Source organism: Lancefieldella sp. Marseille-Q7238, assembly GCF_949152215.1.
Lineage (GTDB): Bacteria > Actinomycetota > Coriobacteriia > Coriobacteriales > Atopobiaceae > Lancefieldella.
Genome location: NZ_OX424407.1, coordinates 1537363 through 1554941 on the forward strand (window position 1 = coordinate 1537363; position 17579 = coordinate 1554941).

Sequence of the window (17579 nt, forward strand, 5' to 3'; positions counted from 1 at the left end):
AAACCTGCAATCAACTGCATGATTGCAGGTTTTTCTTTCAGGTAAGAAGTAAGGACTGCAATGAGGATTGCCTTGAGCGCTTGTTTAGCAGGATGGCCCGTTCGCTATGATGGCAGCTCTAAGCTTACTCGCGCTGTTCAAGAGCTCGCTGCAAAGACTGAGGCGGTGTGCGTTTGTCCTGAGACATCCGCCGACTTGCCTGTACCGCGACCGCCTGCTGAGCAACGCGGCAACCGGGTGTGGCTCAAAAATGGCCTCGATGTTACCGCTGACTTTGAGCGAGGATCTCAGTGTGCCCTTGCTACCGTTAAAGAGTTTGGCGCGACGCTTGCCGTTTTGAAGGCCAGAAGCCCGTCTTGCGGCGTGCATGAGATTTATGATGGTACCTACTCTGGAAAAGTAATCTCTGGCGAGGGCGTATTTGCCCGTCGTCTGGAGGAGGAGGGGATTTGCGTGGTTACCGAGAAGACCGTTGAGTCAGTAAAGCCGTCTGTTGAACATCCTGTTGCGCTTGTTCTTGGAACAGGCTTAGGGCATCTGGCACGTCTTGTGAAGCCTGTGCGGCGTATTGATTATCGTGATATCGATGGTTTTCCGATTGATGCTCAGCCTGTTGACGGGCACAAGTTCGAGGCGACCATTGGCACTATTGATGATGTTCCCGTGGTGGTGTATCCGGGACGTGTCCATCTCTACCAGGGATATTCTGCTGCCGAAGTGACCGCGCTGGTTCAGCACGCCCATCACCTGGGCTGCCGGGACATCATTTTTGCAGGCGCTACTGGTTCTGTACCGGGAAACGCCGGTACCGGTCTTGGCATCATCACCGATCAAATCAATCTTACCGGTACCAACCCTCTTGCCGAATGGGCGGGTCTCAAGAACGTTAAAACTCCTTTTGTCGACATGAACGACGCATATTCTCCTTATCTCCGTACACTTGCACGCGGTGTTGCGGATGATTTAGGCATTACCGTAGAAGAAGGAATTTTCGCCGGTCTTCTCGGCCCTAATTTTGAAACTCCTGCTGAGGTCAATATGTTGCGTGCCATGAATGTTTCTTATGCGGGCGTTTCGACGGCGCTTGAGGTTATTATGGCCCGTGCGCTTGGCATGAACGTGCTTGGACTGACGCTAGCCGCCAATCCCGCTGGCGCGCGCGGTACCACCCACAAGAGCGTTCTTGAAGCTGCAAAACGCTATGCGGATGATTTCGAGCGGCTTGTAAGGGGTATTTTACGGCTTCTCTAAATTATGGCTTGAAATGCAACGATGTTCCCCGTATAGTTGTTAGCCGCATATGCTTGCGTAGCTGTGTATCAAGAAGTTTTCGCATCGCACATGTGCCAGCTTAGCTCAGTTGGTAGAGCACCGCTCTCGTAAAGCGGGGGTCACCAGTTCAAGTCTGGTAGCTGGCTCCATAAAAAATTAGGCAGTCGCTTTGTAGCGGCTGCTTTTTTCTTTCTTTTCCTAGTTTTTCGCTCGTTCCGAATCTCTTTTAGCCTTAGTTTGTAGCCTATATCAATCTCCTTTGCAGGAAAAAATTATACTGGATTTAAAATTTCGTCACTTTTATCGCTATACGAGCATATAATGTGTGCATTAGTATATTCATAAAATCTCCATAGAGAAAGAGAGATCGCAATGAGGGAAACCGTACCGTCACTGCGCAAGAAGGGAATTCTGATTCTCACATGCGCCGTTATGCTCGTTACAACCTGCTTCATCGCGCTTCCAACATCTGCATGGGCAGACACAATTTCAAAATCGAAGACAGCAACATGGATTGACGAGGGCAAGACCGCTCGCGTCACGCTCCAGCTTTCGAGTCCCGAGTCCAAGCTTTCAGCTGATGTTGTGTTCGTCGTGGACAATTCAAGTTGCAGCGACGATGCCATCAACGATGCTAAAGCAACGCTTGACAGGCTTGTTACTGAAGTATCGGGTACCGATCGTGTGAAGGTGGGTGTCGTGTCGTTTAGAGGCGACGGTCATGTAGAAAAGGACCTGTCGGAACTGAACGCCGGCAATGTTGACACGTTCAAGAACGCCATCTCAGGAGGCTACACAGGAAGTTTGAACTCCGGTACGAACATGCAGGACGGCCTAGCTAAGGCTCAGGACATGCTGGACGCGGATACGGCTACACCTGCGAAACGCAAGTATGTCATTCTGGTAAGTGACGGTCTGACGCGTCTGTTTACAGCCGAGGACGGTATAGTAAAGGACATCTACTATCAGTATTCATACACCGATCCGACGTCTCAGCAGGCCGCAAGTACAATTGACCCGAAGAACTTCGTGTACTTCGGCATGATTGATGAATGGCGTCAGGCGCGTACGCCTACTTCAAGCACCTATGCCATGCCTTACGGCGATTGGGACACCTACTATTCCCACCTCATCGGATGGGTTGCGCACGACGGTGACACATATGCGCGCGACTTCACAACCTACGGCAATGACGCTACAAGCCAGGTGAAAGATCCTGTGACGGGAGCCATCACCGATCCAAGTTTCGCGTTCATTGAGCATGGAACCCAAGCTGACCACGCCATGGCTCCTGACCGCGCGGTTTATGAGGCTTATACCGTATGGCAGGCTTTGAAGGGTAGCGGTTATACCTGCTATGCCGTGCGTACGGGCAGTGACTCTGACTTCTCGGTCAAGTTTATGAACCAGCTCAATGGAGGTGCGTCGCTTGACTTCACGCAGATTACCAATAACATCCTGTACGCCTGTGGCACAGGATCTAAGATTACTGATTCTATGGGCAAGGGCGACAACTACGATTTCGACTTCATCCCTGGAACAGCAAAAGTTAGCGTTGGTGACGAACAGCTTGAAGCTACGAAAGAGAGCGAGAATACCTGGAGCTTCCATAGCACAGGATCCACAAATGCTCGTTTCACCTTGGCTTATAACGCGGATACGGATACCTTTGAATTCACCGCGCACGAGCCGGTTTCCAACTTTGCGCCTGTGAAACTGACGTATGACGTTACATTGACGAAGGCTCCGACCGCGCCGGGCGACTACGAGCTTGCCACCAACACCGAAGCAACGCTTTTGCCTGTCAATTCCGCAGGTGTTCAGGGTGCAGCGGAAAACTTTGATGTTCCAAAGCTGGCGTATACCGTTAAGGCGCCAAACAATCCAGAAAAGCCTGGAAAGCCGGAAGAAAAGTCTCCTGCTTCCAAGACTCCCGCGACCAAGACCAGGTCCCGTGGAGCATTGCCTCAGATGGGTGATCCGGTGAGCTTTCTGCCGTTCATTACGACGGCGCTTGTCGGCACGGCGGCCATTGGTACGGCTGTGGGCGTGAAGGTGTTGAAGAAGTACTAGGCTTACGCGCCGCAGCATAGAGGAAACGTCATTGACGGCCACTTCACAGCGAGGTGGCCGTCACTTTTTTACCTGTTTGAAAATGCCCCTAGGGGGTATTATGATTGGTAGAAAAACCTAGGATGCAGGTTGATACAGAAAGACTACGATCAAGAGCCACCTAGAGGCATGTATATGCGAGATGTTGCAAAAAGAGTGCCTGCAAAGGGTTGCTGTACGGAAAGGGAAGCGCATGTCATCATCAGAGAGGCTTATTCGAGCTGTTGTACATGGCAAACCACAACATACGCTATCTGAAGGCTCAGCTGCGAGCAATCAGATTGCTTCAAACAATTCCTGCTGCTCGCGTAAGGATAAACCGCGCTCTCAAGAGCTTAAATCTGGCGTATCACGACGCATCAACCGTGTGATTGGTCAGCTCAACGGTATTAAAAACATGGTTGAGGAGGATCGCTACTGCGGAGACGTCCTTATCCAACTTGCGGCGGTGGAATCTGCGGTAAAGGCGGTTTCCAGAGAGATTATGCGCGATCATCTTACGTCTTGCGTAGTTGATCGGGTGCGGCAAGGCGATACCGAAGTTATCGATGAAGTTATGGATCTCTTCAAGAAGTTCATGTAAGGTGGCACTGGGAAATGAATCAGAAAGCTTTCGATATATCTGGTATGACGTGCGCGAGCTGTGCGGCTCACGTAGAAAAGGCTGCGTCTTCTGTGTCCGGTGTGTCTGCGGCTCGTGTCAATCTGCTTAAAAACTCAATGGAAATCGACTATGACGGTGGCGAGAAGACCCTCCAAGAGGTGAGTACAGCGGTTTCCAAAGCAGGCTATGAAGCGCATCTTTGCTTAGAATCGGCAGCTGCGGTCTCAAAAGAAACCGCTGTCGCTGATGCCTCTCAAAAGGAAGTAGAATCAAAAAAGAGGCAGCTCATAGGCTCATTGGTAGTGGCGGTTCCTCTCTTTTACATCGCTATGGGAGGTATGCTTGGCTTGCCTGTTCCGCCGCAGCTTGTGGGCATGCGAAACATGTTGAACTTAGCTCTGACTGAGCTTCTGCTTTGTGTTCCGATACTGTGTATCAATCGCTCCTATTTTATCGGCGGTTTTCGCTCGCTTATTCACGGAGCTCCCAACATGGACGCCCTTATCGCCTTAGGCTCCTCCGCAAGTTTTGCCTATAGTGTGGTAAGTCTCTATCAGATGGCAGACGCATTTGCGACAGGGGATATGCAAGCTGCTCACGCCGCTATGCACGGCATGTACTTTGAATCGGCCGGCTTGATTCTCACCCTCATTACGCTTGGTAAATTCTTTGAAGCTCGCGCGAAGGGTCGCACGACAGGCGCTATTGAAGCTCTTATGAACTTAGCGCCTCAGACTGCTACGGTGGAGCGTCACGGCAAGGAAGAAGTTGTTCCAATCGATTCTGTTCACACAGGCGATATCCTGGTAGTTCGCGCAGGAGAATCCATTCCCGTAGATGGCGTCGTGTGCGAGGGACAAGCTTTGGTAGACGAATCAGCCATTACGGGCGAGCCGCTTCCTGTAGAAAAGACGGTGGATTCACATGTAACCGGCGCTACGACTTCTACCAGCGGGTGGTTCAAAATGCAAGCGCTGGCTGTTGGCGACGATACGACCCTTGCTAACATTATCCATCTTGTCGATGAGGCGACAAGCTCTAAAGCGCCTGTTGAGCGTCTTGCCGATGCTATTGCAGGTGTGTTTGTTCCGGTGGTCATTGCTTTGGCACTTGTGACGTTTATCGGCTGGCTGGTTGTCTTTGCGCCGGGCGATGTTGCTGTTGCACTTTCTCACGCGGTATCCGTGCTGGTTATTTCTTGCCCCTGCGCGCTTGGACTTGCGACGCCTACCGCGATTATGGTTGGCACTGGCCTCGGGGCTTCTCATGGCATTCTCGTCAAGTCCGCTGAGGCTCTTGAAGGTACGGTCAATGCAACGACTGTTGTTTTCGATAAGACAGGAACGCTTACCGAGGGCAGACCCGGCGTAACCGATGTCATTGCGGCAAAAGGCGTACGCAAGCAAGATCTTATTGAGCTGGCGGCTGCGATTGAACGCAAAAGTGAGCATCCTCTGGCGCAAGCTATCGTTGAGTATGCTGAGGAAGAATATGCCGAAGCCTGCACTACTGCCGAGAAGAACCTCAAGCTCCAGGATTTTGAACAGGTGGCTGGCGGCGGTCTTACGGCAACGAATGTAGGTTCTAAGATTGTTGCGGGAAACGCTCGTCTTATGGAGCAGGAAAGCGTCATTCTGGGCGAACTTATCCAACATGCGGATACCCTTGCCGCTGATGCGAAAACGCCGCTCTTTTTTGCAAAAGACGGCAAGCTCATCGGGCTCATTGCTGTTGCGGATGAAGTTAAGCCGACAAGCGAAGAAACAATCACACGGCTTCGAGCTTTGGGCATCAAATCTGTCATGCTTACGGGTGATCAAGCAACTACAGCTGCCGTCATCGGACAGAAACTTAAAGTTAATCAGGTAATTTCTGACGTCTTGCCAAGCGAAAAAGAACTTCAGATCCGTCGCCTTCAAGAGTCCGGTGAACATGTCATTATGGTTGGCGATGGCATCAATGATGCTCCAGCTCTTGCCCGCGCAAACATTGGCGTTGCGATTGGAGCAGGCACCGATGTTGCTATCAGTTCGGCAGACATCGTACTCATGCACTCTGATCCCGCTGACGTTGTTCGAGCAATAGAACTCTCAAGAGCTACCATGAGAAATATCAAGCAAAACCTCTTCTGGGCGCTTTTCTACAATACGGTTTGTATTCCTGTGGCCATGGGCCTTCTGGCGCCCTTGGGGATAACGCTCAACCCGATGATAGGCGCTGCAGCCATGGGTTTCTCGTCAGTTTTTGTGGTAACCAATGCGCTGCGCCTGCGCACATGGAAGCCAAAAGAAATTGATGTCAGCCGAGTAGAGCCCGTGAAAACTCAAGTCCAATCGGGGTTTGTTGCAAGTTCGACTTTGTCATCTGTAACAGCTGCATCTGCAGTGAAGGAAAGGAAAAACGTCATGGAAAAGAAACTGAATGTTGAAGGAATGAGCTGCAAGCATTGCGTCATGCACGTCACCAAGGCTCTTGAGGCCATTGAGGGCGTTGTCAAGGCGGAAGTTTCACTTGAAGAAAAGTCCGCCGTTATTGAGCTTGACAGCGATGTTTCTGGCGAGAAGCTCGTCAAGGCAGTGGAGGACGCTGGTTATGAGGCTCATCTAGCGTAGGGGTGTTCTCGGAGCGCTTACCTTGGGAGTGCGGGCGCTTGGATAAGCAAGAAACACAAAAGAGACACAAGCGCTCAAATAGTTGAGGCTGAAAGCGGGTATACAATGGCAACTATATTTTGAAGCGCCGCATAGCGATATGCGCAGCGAACAAGGCGCATGCGTTTTGTGAGCGCACGTGAGATGTAGAAGGAGGAGAGTATGCCGGCAATTTTAACTCACGATTTCTTTGGCAAAGACGCCTTTGAAATCGCGGCTGGTAGGCTTGGCTTTGCCACAATGGAAGAGCAGGAAGCCTTCCTTTTAGGCAATCAGGGCCCCGACCCTCTCTTCTTCTTGCAGGTCGATCCATTGCTGCATCGATGGGCTACCATGGGTTCGCTGATGCACAAGGCGCGCACGTCTGAATTGTTGTTGTCTATGCGGGATGCCATTGCGCCCTTGCCACTGAAAGACGTGGCGGTCGCGCGAGCGTATATCGCGGGTTTTCTCTGTCATTATCTGTTAGATACCACAACGCATCCATTCATTTTCTTTCTGCAGGACAATCTGACGTCGATGGGTGTTGAGGGGCTGGACGAAAAAGCGGCTCCTGTGGTGCATGCGGAGATAGAGCGCGACCTTGATGAGGCAATCCTCTACGCTCGGACGGGCAAGACCGTCAAGACGTATCGCCCGTATTCAGAAACGCTGCGCGCTTCACTTCGGACGCTCTATGTGCTTGATCGCGTATACTTCTATGTTTTGCTCTGGACGTATGATCAGCCTACTGATACGAGGATCTTCTCGTCAGCAGTAGTGGATAATCGCATGATGCAGCATCTGGCATATTCGCCAAGCGGCAAAAAGATAAAGGTGCTAAGTCATATGGAGCGTACGTTCGGTACGCAGCGGTATTCTTTGCTGGAGGCTATTTCCCACCGGCCACGCGCCTCGGCTGATTCTGATTTCGATAACCGTTTGGGTACTATGTGGATTGATCCTGCAACAGGCGAGAAACGCTATGAGAGTTTCTGGAGTCTCTATGACGCTGCGCTGGCAAATGTTCCCTATGCGCTTGATACGTTCTTCTCGCATGACTTTAACCTGGAGGCGGCTCAGAACCTGACGCATGGCCTCAATTTTGACGGCAAGCCGTCTTTGGAGGACGGCCCGAGGCTGCTCAACCGTTAGGACTTTTGTGGCGACTTACGTTTTTACAGATATTCATGGTCACAGCGCGCCGCTGAAACGGGTGATTGACCGAATTTCCCCTTCCGAGGATGATCAATTCATATGCCTTGGCGATATGGTGGATCGCGGACCTGACCCGATGGGCGTTGTGGAGGTTGTCAAGTCATTGCCCCATGTGGTTATGCTGCAGGGCAACCATGAGCAGATGATGGCCCGCGCTCTGGCCAACGCCGATGACAAGGAAGCGCTGATTACGTGGCTTTACAACGGCGGCGGTGCAACGCTTGATCAGCTGGAAGGTTGGTCCGATGAGAAACTGCACGAGCTTTCGCAATGGCTTTTCAATCTACCGTTGCACCATGAGGGTATAGTGCAGAATCGCCCTTACATTCTTGTTCACGCGGGGATTCGCGCGGGTGTTTCGCCGGTGCCTCCCGTCTGGACTCTTGAGACGCTTCGAGCTTTCGTAGAAAACCAGCAAGAAGATGACTTGTTGTGGATTCGGGAAGATTTCTGGTCTCGGCCGACAGGGCTTATCGATGCGGAAGGCAGGGGGCCTATAGTTATATGTGGGCATACTCCTACGCCTTACTTGGCGTCAGTTGGCGGCTCGGATTTTAACAGAAGCGCTCAGAACAAAGAGGGTCTTGCGCAGTATATTCGAGCTGGGGCTACGCCCGCCACGGGCAACGTACATGACAAATGGGGAATTGACACAGGAACCGTAGGAGGAGCGGGATACGGACAGGCCACCGTGATTCGTCTCGATGATGCCATGGAGTTCGTGGAGCCTCTTCGAGAGGGAGAATAGCGCGTGACTAAATTGTCGCGAGACAAACGTGGAACCTTGCAAGGTACACGGATGCACAAGCGGGAGCACGTTGAAAATGTTCTGCCTCCCGTTATTGACAGAGAATCCCGCGTGCTGCTTTTAGGATCAATGCCAAGTCCTAAATCGCGGGCGATCGGTTTTTACTTCGGCAATCCACAAAACCGTTTCTGGCGTGTTATGGCGGGTCTTTGGGGAGAAAATCTTCCGGACACAATCGATGAGAAAAGAGATTTTTGCCACAGGCACCATATTGCTCTCTGCGATGTTCTTGCATCATGTGACATTGTCGGGGCGTCTGATGCAAGTATCGAAAATCCCGTCCCCAATGCTATCGACATGCTGCTTGCACAGGCTGACATAGTGCGCATATTTACGCTCGGAGGCGCTGCTACGCGGCTTTATCGTCGCTTTATCCTGCCTGATAGTAAGATAGCCTCTGTGCCGCTGCCCTCTACGAGCCCCGCTCATGCTTGTATGACGCTCGACGATCTTATCGAGGCTTTTTCAGAGGTCAAAGAAGCTGCTGATGGAGCAAATGTTTCCAAATGATTATTGTTTCTTACGGGCGGTTGACAAATTCCTAGTTGCAAGTAGGATTACTACCATGCGATTCGAAACGATGACATATCCCATGCCTTGCGCATGTACCGCGATCTGTCCGGTGCCCGAGTCCTATAGGACGAGGGGCTAGTCGTTTTTTTGTCTCTCTAGTTGGTGAGGGTTCGGGCGTTACGCCATTCCATCTTTTACAGACAGCGATAGGTACGCAGATTACGGCGTGCGTTTTGGAGAGGATTATAATCGCATGGATTGGGGCTTCATCGGGAAGTATCTTCCCCTGTATGCCGCGGCAGCGCAGACAACCATTGTCATATCGTTTTTAGGCGTTGTATTTTCGCTTATAGTGGGACTTATGTGCACCATGGCTATGCAGACAAACAGTTCAATAGCAAGGTGGCTTATTACAGCGTATACGGAGCTTTCTCGAAATACACCCTTGCTGGTACAGATTTTCCTTATATATTTCGGCTTGACCAAGCTCGGTCTTACAATGGACGCTGAAGCAGCGGCAGTGGTGGGTCTCACGTTTCTCGGAGGCTCCTATATGTCTGAATCTCTGAGGGCCGGCATAGCTTCTATCGAAAACATTCAATATGAGTCATCGCAAGTGCTCGGTTTGTCGCGCTTGCAGTCATTGCGGTATGTGATTCTTCCACAGGCGTTTTCAGTGTCTCTTTCCGGTCTTGTCGCTAACGTCATCTTTCTTATCAAGGAGTCTTCGGTCGTCTCCGGCATCGCCTTGGCTGATTTGATGTTTGTAACTAAGGATCTTATCGGCATGATGTACAACACAACGGAAGCCCTTTTTATGCTGGTGGTGTCATATGCCGTTATCTTAGTTCCCCTGTCTCTTTTTGGCAGTTGGCTTGAGAAGAGGTTTGACTATGCTCGTCGATAACATTCTTCTTCAAGACAATGTCATAGCCCGTCTTATGGGAGGGCTTTGGGTCACCGTTGAGATAGGTCTTCTCTCGGCGGCGCTTTCAATTCCTCTTGGTATTCTCGTGGGAGTTATGATGACTTCGCGCAAGCGAGTTGCCCGTGCTGTTCTGAGATTATATCTGGAAATCGTTCGTGTGATGCCTCAGTTGGTCTTGCTCTATGTGGTGTTCTTTGGCACGGCTGCTTGGTTTGATGTCAATCTCGATGGGTTTGAGGCATCTATTGTGGTCTTTACATTCTGGGGAGCCGCTGAGCTGGGAGATCTTGTCCGCGCAGCTCTCGAATCGATTCCGTGTTCCCAGTATGACAGCGCGTTCGCACTGGGTCTTTCTAAAAAACAAACGTTGACGCGCATTGTCTTGCCTCAGGCAGTCACGCGACTGCTTCCGCCTGCAATCAATCTGATGACGCGCATGATCAAAACAACAGCGCTCTGCAATTTAATCGGTGTTGTAGAACTTATTCGTGTCGGTTCACAAATCACTGATTTCTACCGTTTTCAATTTCCCACGACAGGTGCCTTGTGGGTGTATGGCACCGTTTTCTTTCTATACTTTGCAGCCTGCTCCCCCTTATCGCTTATTGCACGCAGGCTTGAGAGGAGGATGCGCTGATGCGTACTGATGAATCTACCGCCGTTTCCGAACGCGCTGATGCCAAAGCGCCCGTGCTTGAGGTCAGCCACCTTGTGAAGTCCTATGGAGGTAAAAAGCCCGTTCTTGACGACGTCTCGTTTTCTGTCGACCGCGGTCAGGTTGTCGTGGTGCTCGGACCTTCTGGCTGCGGGAAGTCAACGCTTTTGCGCTGTATTGTTGGCTTGGAAGATATCCAGGGAGGCGTGGTATTTTTTAACGGGCAGCAAATTTCTGGCGAGAAGCGCGATCACGCGGCGGCGGGTATCGGCATGGTATTTCAAAGCTATGACCTCTTCCCTCATATGAGCGTGATGAAAAACGTCACTTTAGCGCCACTTGTCGCGCAAAAACGCGCGAAAGAAGAGGTGTTTGCGCAGGCTGAAGAATGGCTGCGCCGTGTGGGTCTGTGGGATTTGCGCGATTCATATCCTTCATCGCTTTCAGGCGGACAAAAACAACGCGTCGCTATTGTTCGAGCGCTCATGACCAATCCTGAGGTCATGCTGTTTGACGAAATAACCGCGGCTCTTGATCCTGAGATGGTGCATGAAGTCCTTGGTGTAGTAATGGAGTTGGCGCGGCTGGGCCTCACGATGGTCATCGTCACGCATGAGATGCGTTTCGCCCGCGCCGTCGCAGACCGCATCCTACTGATTGATCAAGGCACCATCGTTGAGGCATCAGATGATGCCGAGAAGTTCTTCTCGTCACCCTCAACCGCTCGAGCAAAGGAATTTCTGCGGACGTTTGAGTTTGAAAAAGTTTCCCATAACCCCATCTCGGAATAAGAAAAGAGTTTGTTATGAAGAGTATCTCTGTACAGCTGACGCGCCGAGCGTTTCTTGGTATTGTTGAAAGTTCTGCCGCCCTCGTTTTGTCCGCTTGCGACCATGGTGGGTCTCAGACGGCAGGGGGAGGTGCCGCCGCGAAGGCGTCCGATCGTTTCCGCTCCGTTGACGATATCAAGACGTCAGGCGCTGTCAATATCGGCTATTTTTCCGATAAGGCTCCCTTTGGCTATGTCGATAAGGATGGAAATCCCGCCGGCTATGATGTTGTTTTTGGCAATCGGCTTGCGCAAGATCTTGGCGTGGAGGCGCGCTACGTTTCTACCGACGGTCTTAATCGCGTGCCGTTTTTGCAATCAAACAAGGTTGATATCATGCTTGCGAACTTTACTGTGACCGATGAGCGTGCTGAAAAGGTTGATTTCTCGTTGCCGTATATGAAGATCAAGCTGGGCATTGTTTCACCTGAGGCCGCGGTTATCAGAAGCGTTGATGAGCTCGAAGGCAAAAAGCTTATCGTCTCCAAGGGGACGACTGCGGAAACGTACTTTGAAAAACAGCACCCCAACGTACAGCTGGTAAAGTTTGACTCCTACGCCGACGCGTACAACGCTCTTCTTGACGGGCGGGGAGACGCGTTTTCAACCGACAACACGGAGGTTTTGGCGTGGGTAAAATCCAATCCCGGTTTTGTCGTGGGTGTCGATGACTTGGGAAACGCTGACACTATCGCGGCCGCTGTCCACAAGGGCAACACTACGCTTCTGGAGTTTATCAACAATGAAATAACCGGTCCTTTGGCAGAGGAGAGTTTCTTCCACAAGGACTATGAGGAAACGCTCAGACCCGTTTATGGCGATGATGTTGATCCGGAGACTATCGTTGTCGAGGGAGGCAAGGTATAACTTTGCGGCACCATCCATTTGCTACAAAATGGTTAATAACTTGTGGATGAGAAGGATCTCAGCTTTTGTGCTGATAGAGTAACCGAAACATCTTCCCGCCTTACGCGGGTTGATGCGTGCTCGAGATTCGACCGTACAAAAGGGGAGGCGTCTGTCTATGACACAATCCGCAGAACAGCAGGCCGCGAAAGCAGAAAAAAGAGGGTTTCAGGTTCCTCGCATTCCCGGCGACATTATGCTTTATCCGCTACTTGCCGGCTTGCTCTTGAACTCTTTTTTCCCACAGGTACTGGCTGTTGGCAGCTTTACCACGGCGATTGCCAAAGGATCCTCCACGATTGTCGGCCTGCTTTTGCTGTTCATGGGAGCCAGCATTAACCTGCGCGCGGTTCCCGAGGCTCTGAAAACGGGCATTGTTGTGCTCGTGCCGAAACTGGCTCTGTCGATTGCGCTTGGCCTGGGCGTGGCGGCGGTCTTTGACAACAACTTCTTCGGCCTGTCTGCTCTTTCCATCATCGGGGGCATCGCCTTTTGCAATGTCGCGCTCTATTCCGGCATCATGACGGAATACGGAGACTCCGGTGAGCAGGGAGCGACGGCTCTTCTCGCCCTTACTGCCGGACCTACGATTACCATGCTGGCTCTCGGTGTCGCTGGTCTTGCTGACATCAAGCCTTTGGTATATGTGGGAACGCTGCTTCCGCTGGTGCTGGGCGTCATTATGGGCAACCTCAGCCCCTTCCTCAAAAACCTGCTGGTCCCCGGTATCAATCCCTGCATCGCGGCGGTAGGGTTTGCTCTTGGCTGCGGTATGAGTTTGGAGCAGCTCATTCAAGGCGGTCTTTCCGGCGTGCTGCTTGCGTTGCTTTGCATCGTCATCGGAATTTTGACTTCGCTCTTTGAGAGGCTTTGTGGCGGATCGGGCAAAGCCGGCGTTGCTTCCGGTACGGTTGCCGGAACAGCCGCTACGACGCCGAAAGCCTTTGTAGAAGCCGACGCTTCGTATACCAACATCGCGCCCATTGCAACGGCTCAGATTGCGGCGGCGGTGGTTATTACCGCTGTTGCGGCCCCTCTTATTACCGGCTGGGTCGACAAGCTGTTCTGCAAAGACGTGGCCGCTCCTGGTGAGCATGATGCTCAGAAAAAAGCCGATTGAGACTATGTTCAAGGTGCCCCAGCAACAGCGATTCCTGCTGAAAAGAGTGAATGACGCTATACTTACAGAGATGTCGTTACTGTAAGGATAGATGGTAATGGTGCAGCAGAACATATCCGCTTATGGGTTCTGCCGTCCTGCTGTTGACGTTTTACAGGGCGCGCTCTGGCGAGAAGAACGTGCCGATGGCTGGGCGCGTCCCGAGCGGTTTTCAGAGAACCAGCTCCATGCTTTGGGCAGTTGTTTGGCGTGGCATCCGGGATTGTATCGGCAGATGGCTCGCTGCACGTCCGGTGTATCTCTTTCGTTTACGACAGACTCCACTGTGATTGCGCTGGAGCTTTGGGTAGAGAAGCTTCCTCAGGGAACTCAGGCTGTGCTGAGGCAGGTGCCTGAGGGTATCCATGATTCTGTAGCGGTTGAAATTGACGGCAGGCAGGCGATGCTGCTGCCAATCTCGCTTGGCAGTCCCGAAGGGACGGCGCAGCTTCCTTTGGGGGCGCCCACCTGCATACACGTTGATTTGACCAATCCAAACGATGCGAAGCGAGAACTACGCCTTCCCGGCTTTGGCGAAATCCATCACATGCGAATCTGGCTTCCGTGTTTGACGAGCGCGGCGGTGCGCATGCTCTATGGGAATGGGTCGTTCTTCTCGCCCGCGCAGCCGCAAGGGCAGCTGGTAGTGATAGGAGATTCCATTGCGCAGGGCTTTGTGACGGGGAGTCCGGCAAAAACGTGGCCTGCGCAGCTTGCCAAAAAATGTAAGCTCGGCCTTATAAATCAAAGCGTTGGCGGGCAAGTCTTTCAACCTGAGACAGTGGAAGCGCCAACGACGCCTGAACCTGTACAGCTTGTCATAGTGGCTCTCGGTGGAAATTATCGTTTCGAGAAGACCGACAGGGATCGGGTTAAACGCGAAATTTCGCGGACGCTTCATGAGATTCGCCACGCGTATGGAGATGCTCGTATAGTCGCGCTGACCCCAACGCCTCATTTTGAAGTAACGTATCAAACGCATCCGCTCTCCTGCTTTGAGGACGTGCCTGGGTTTATCGCGGAAGCGGCGGCCTCCGAGCGCATTGACGTGATCGAGGGGACCAATCTTCTTAAGGCGGACCCAAAGCTTTTTGCCGATGATGACCATCCCAATGTGCGTGGAGCTGCTCACATCGCGGCGTGTCTTGCGGAAAACTTCAAGAAATCCGTGTAGTTGCCTCTTTGCCCTTATCGAGCTACCCCTATCTAGCTGCGACTTTAATTTGTGTCCGGGCCTGCGGCTACAATAGCTTTGAAAAACAACAGCGGAGGTTGATATGACGTTGATTAATACCCTCGCTCCTACTCTAACGGGAGCTCTTTCGAAAGAACTTGAAGATGAAATTGCCGCTCAAGTAGCGTCCGGGCGCCTCAGCGCATACGCCTGCAGGGACGCTGAAATTATCCGCCGAGATCCGGACACTGATGGTGCAAGCGTCATACGGCCGGCTTTTGTGCGGGATATCGAGAAGATCATGCATACTCCGGCGTATAACAGGCTCAATGGAAAGACGCAGGTATTCTCATTCCGTGCGAATGATGACCTTACCAGACGTGGCCTTCATGAGCAGCTGGTAGGCCGTATCGCATGCGATATCGGGCGCGCGCTCGGTCTTAATGTTGGCCTTATCGAGGCCATCGCGCTTGGACATGACGTTGGCCACACTCCTTTCGGCCATGCCGGCGAGTACTTTTTAAATGATCTCTATCGCGCTCGTACCGGTCGCTGGTTCTTTCACAACGTACAGAGCGTGCGCGTTCTCGATGAGCTGTATAGTCGCAACCTTTCGCTACAAACTCTTGACGGCGTCATTTGCCACAACGGTGAGTTTGAGCAGCAGGTCCTCAACATGAGCGATCTTTCTTCGTTTGATGAGTTTGACCGTGTGGTTGAAGACTGCTGGCAGCGAGGAGTGCAGGTCATCGATCGTCTTCGCCCCATGACGCTTGAAGGCTGTGTTGTCCGCGTTTCGGATATCATCGCCTATGTGGGAAAAGACCGCCAAGACGCCATTCGCGTTGCTGCCGTGTCGCCTGAGTCCTTCGATGACGGCCTTGGTGGTGCATATAATACCTGGGCGCTTTCCGCTTTTGCGGCGGATATCATTGAGCATAGCTTTGGCAGAGATCGCATTTCAATGAGTGAGGAAGCATTCAAAGAGCTGCGCCGCGCCAAGCGCGAGAATTACCAGAAGATTTATGGAGCCTCCGAGGCAAACGGAGACTTTTCGGACGACATCAAAAATCTCTTCGCCAGACTGTATAACTATGAGCTTTCCGCTCTTGCTTCAGGGGATGAGTCGTGCGCTATCTTCAAGCACCATATTGAGCCGCTTCAGCGTTATCTGGCTTACTACGGCGCAGTCTATGTGTGGGAAGATGATCCCGACCGCGTGGTAGTGGATTTCATTTCCGCTATGACAGACGATTACTTCATAGCAACCTGTGAAGCCCTTTTCCCTGAAGCGCGTGTGCTTTTTCCCAAGCGCACATACTTTGGTAACGGCGTTCACGCTTAAGACGCTCGCGCTTTCCGTAGGATCAGTCGGTTACAATGTGCAGTATGGATACGTTATTTTCAGGCATAAACCGTGCTGTCAAGCGCTCAAACGCGCCGCTTGCCGCCCGTATGAGACCTACTTCACTTGCAGGCTATGTGGGTCAGGAGCAGGCGGTAGGCGAAGGCTCATGGCTGCGCCGTGCTATCGAGCATGACACGCTCTCGTCGGTATTACTCTATGGACCTGCCGGTACGGGTAAGACTACGCTTGCTCGCATCATTGCCAATACGACGCATGCCGAGTTTGTGGAAGTATCAGCAATCACCGGGACGGTCAAGGACCTGAGGCATGAGATAGAAGCGGCGGAGTCTCGTCTTTTGACGGCCGGTCGCCGTACCATCCTCTTTATCGACGAGATACATCGCTTTAATCGCTCACAGCAGGACGCTTTGCTTCATGCGGTGGAGGACCGCACGGTCGTGCTTATCGGCGCGACTACAGAAAACCCGTATTTTGAAGTCAATAGCGCTCTCATCTCGCGTTCGCGTGTAGTGGAGCTACAGCCACTTGACGATGATGCCATTGTTGAGCTTGTCGAACGTGCGCTTGTCAGCCCCGATGGCCTTGCAGGGGAGTATGAACTCAGTCCCGAAGCGCTTCAAGAGATCGTAATGCTTGCGGGCGGGGATGGCCGCGCAGCGCTTACCTCGCTTGAGCTGGCAAGTCAGATGGCGCTACCTGTTGGTACGGAAGATGCCGACTCCAAAAAGCCTGTGATAATAACAGCGCAGCATGTCCATGAAGCAAATCCCCGCCGTGGACTTTCTTACGACAAGGCGGGAGACATGCACTATGACATCATTTCCGCCTTCATTAAATCCATGCGAGGATCTGACCCTGATGCAGCGCTCTACTGGCTCGCGCGCATGATTGACGCGGGAGAAGATCCCAAGTTCATTGCGCGAAGAATCATGATTTTGGCTTCAGAAGACATTGGCAACGCGGATCCGCAGGCGTTACTCATTGCGGAAGCCGCTTTCAAGTCCGCAGAGGTTATCGGTTATCCCGAATGCCGCATCAATCTTGCTCAGGCCGTACTGTATATGGCGCTTGCTCCAAAATCCAATGCGGCGGAGGCGGGCATTGACGCGGCGTTAGCGGAAGTTCGTCACGGTCCCAGGCGAGAAGTGCCAAGTTACTTACGCGATCGTCATCGTCCTGGTTCAGATGAGTATGGAGCCTATCTGTATCCGCATAACTATCCGGAAGGATGGGTTGCGCAGCGCTATCTGCCTGAGGGACTTGACAGCAGCGCGTTCTTCTCGCCCTCTCCGCGGGGCTGGGAAGCGTGGCGCCTTGACGCGATTGCGCGTGGCCGAGGTGAGGAGTCATCTTCACAAACGAACAAAAAGTCTGAGCCCGGAGGGTCAAAGTAAGTGCGGAT

General features: G+C 52.2%; 15 protein-coding genes and 1 tRNA gene. All 16 read left to right on the forward strand.

The window, feature by feature from the left end:
• Window positions 1-60 precede the first annotated feature (60 nt).
• The 16 genes from QM016_RS06990 (at window position 61) to QM016_RS07065 (ending at window position 17571) form a co-directional block, all read left to right on the forward strand.
• Entirely contained in the window at window positions 61-1251 is a 1191-nt protein-coding gene (locus QM016_RS06990; RefSeq protein ID WP_282711381.1) for a 2-thiouracil desulfurase family protein, read from the forward strand.
• A 94-nt stretch (window positions 1252-1345) separates the two neighbouring features.
• Window positions 1346-1421, forward strand: a tRNA-Thr gene (locus tag QM016_RS06995).
• A gap of 223 nt (window positions 1422-1644) precedes the next feature.
• On the forward strand, window positions 1645-3345 hold the full coding sequence (locus tag QM016_RS07000) for a vWA domain-containing protein (protein ID WP_282711383.1): 1701 nt from the start codon (window positions 1645-1647) through the stop codon (window positions 3343-3345).
• Window positions 3346-3577: 232 nt separating this feature from the next.
• Window positions 3578-3967 carry a metal-sensing transcriptional repressor gene (locus QM016_RS07005; RefSeq protein ID WP_016477216.1) on the forward strand — a complete coding sequence of 130 codons (390 nt, stop codon included), beginning with the start codon at window positions 3578-3580 and terminating at the stop codon, window positions 3965-3967.
• A gap of 14 nt (window positions 3968-3981) precedes the next feature.
• A complete protein-coding gene (locus tag QM016_RS07010) occupies window positions 3982-6600 on the forward strand; it encodes a heavy metal translocating P-type ATPase (protein ID WP_282711385.1) in 2619 nt (872 codons plus the stop codon).
• Between the two features lie 201 nt (window positions 6601-6801).
• Window positions 6802-7773, forward strand: a complete 972-nt coding sequence (locus QM016_RS07015) for a zinc dependent phospholipase C family protein (RefSeq protein ID WP_016477214.1) — start codon at window positions 6802-6804, stop codon at window positions 7771-7773.
• A 7-nt stretch (window positions 7774-7780) separates the two neighbouring features.
• Window positions 7781-8584, forward strand: coding sequence for a metallophosphoesterase family protein (locus QM016_RS07020; protein WP_016477213.1), 804 nt, complete (start codon window positions 7781-7783; stop codon window positions 8582-8584).
• A 51-nt stretch (window positions 8585-8635) separates the two neighbouring features.
• Window positions 8636-9154 carry a DNA-deoxyinosine glycosylase gene (locus QM016_RS07025; protein ID WP_035433655.1) on the forward strand — a complete coding sequence of 173 codons (519 nt, stop codon included), beginning with the start codon at window positions 8636-8638 and terminating at the stop codon, window positions 9152-9154.
• A 256-nt stretch (window positions 9155-9410) separates the two neighbouring features.
• Window positions 9411-10064, forward strand: a complete 654-nt coding sequence (locus QM016_RS07030; protein ID WP_282711389.1) for an amino acid ABC transporter permease — start codon at window positions 9411-9413, stop codon at window positions 10062-10064.
• On the forward strand, window positions 10051-10722 hold the full coding sequence (locus QM016_RS07035; RefSeq protein ID WP_016477210.1) for an amino acid ABC transporter permease: 672 nt from the start codon (window positions 10051-10053) through the stop codon (window positions 10720-10722). Before QM016_RS07030 ends, QM016_RS07035 begins: the two co-directional genes overlap by 14 nt.
• Entirely contained in the window at window positions 10722-11531 is an 810-nt protein-coding gene (locus QM016_RS07040) for an amino acid ABC transporter ATP-binding protein (RefSeq protein WP_282711392.1), read from the forward strand. The genes QM016_RS07035 and QM016_RS07040 overlap by 1 nt, the downstream gene beginning before the upstream one ends.
• 14 nt (window positions 11532-11545) lie before the next feature.
• A complete protein-coding gene (locus QM016_RS07045) occupies window positions 11546-12436 on the forward strand; it encodes a transporter substrate-binding domain-containing protein (RefSeq protein ID WP_016477208.1) in 891 nt (296 codons plus the stop codon).
• Between the two features lie 157 nt (window positions 12437-12593).
• A complete protein-coding gene (locus QM016_RS07050) occupies window positions 12594-13595 on the forward strand; it encodes a 2-keto-3-deoxygluconate permease (protein ID WP_282711396.1) in 1002 nt (333 codons plus the stop codon).
• A gap of 97 nt (window positions 13596-13692) precedes the next feature.
• Complete coding sequence (locus QM016_RS07055; protein WP_282711398.1) at window positions 13693-14808, forward strand: SGNH/GDSL hydrolase family protein; 1116 nt, start codon at window positions 13693-13695, stop codon at window positions 14806-14808.
• Between the two features lie 103 nt (window positions 14809-14911).
• Window positions 14912-16153 carry an HD domain-containing protein gene (locus QM016_RS07060; RefSeq protein WP_016477205.1) on the forward strand — a complete coding sequence of 414 codons (1242 nt, stop codon included), beginning with the start codon at window positions 14912-14914 and terminating at the stop codon, window positions 16151-16153.
• 44 nt (window positions 16154-16197) lie between these two features.
• Window positions 16198-17571, forward strand: coding sequence for a replication-associated recombination protein A (locus QM016_RS07065; RefSeq protein WP_035433650.1), 1374 nt, complete (start codon window positions 16198-16200; stop codon window positions 17569-17571).
• The last annotated feature ends 8 nt before the right edge of the window (window positions 17572-17579 follow it).

Bases quoted from the DNA above. Each gene is read 5' to 3' on its own strand.
- QM016_RS06990 (WP_282711381.1), top strand. From the start codon at position 61: ATGAGGATTGCCTTGAGCGCTTGTTTAGCAGGATGGCCCGTTCGCTAT.
- QM016_RS07000 (WP_282711383.1), top strand. From the start codon at position 1,645: ATGAGGGAAACCGTACCGTCACTGCGCAAGAAGGGAATTCTGATTCTC.
- QM016_RS07005 (WP_016477216.1), top strand. From the start codon at position 3,578: ATGTCATCATCAGAGAGGCTTATTCGAGCTGTTGTACATGGCAAACCA.
- QM016_RS07010 (WP_282711385.1), top strand. From the start codon at position 3,982: ATGAATCAGAAAGCTTTCGATATATCTGGTATGACGTGCGCGAGCTGT.
- QM016_RS07015 (WP_016477214.1), top strand. From the start codon at position 6,802: ATGCCGGCAATTTTAACTCACGATTTCTTTGGCAAAGACGCCTTTGAA.
- QM016_RS07025 (WP_035433655.1), top strand. From the start codon at position 8,636: ATGCACAAGCGGGAGCACGTTGAAAATGTTCTGCCTCCCGTTATTGAC.
- QM016_RS07030 (WP_282711389.1), top strand. From the start codon at position 9,411: ATGGATTGGGGCTTCATCGGGAAGTATCTTCCCCTGTATGCCGCGGCA.
- QM016_RS07035 (WP_016477210.1), top strand. From the start codon at position 10,051: ATGCTCGTCGATAACATTCTTCTTCAAGACAATGTCATAGCCCGTCTT.
- QM016_RS07040 (WP_282711392.1), top strand. From the start codon at position 10,722: ATGCGTACTGATGAATCTACCGCCGTTTCCGAACGCGCTGATGCCAAA.
- QM016_RS07045 (WP_016477208.1), top strand. From the start codon at position 11,546: ATGAAGAGTATCTCTGTACAGCTGACGCGCCGAGCGTTTCTTGGTATT.
- QM016_RS07050 (WP_282711396.1), top strand. From the start codon at position 12,594: ATGACACAATCCGCAGAACAGCAGGCCGCGAAAGCAGAAAAAAGAGGG.
- QM016_RS07055 (WP_282711398.1), top strand. From the start codon at position 13,693: ATGGTGCAGCAGAACATATCCGCTTATGGGTTCTGCCGTCCTGCTGTT.
- QM016_RS07060 (WP_016477205.1), top strand. From the start codon at position 14,912: ATGACGTTGATTAATACCCTCGCTCCTACTCTAACGGGAGCTCTTTCG.
- QM016_RS07065 (WP_035433650.1), top strand. From the start codon at position 16,198: ATGGATACGTTATTTTCAGGCATAAACCGTGCTGTCAAGCGCTCAAAC.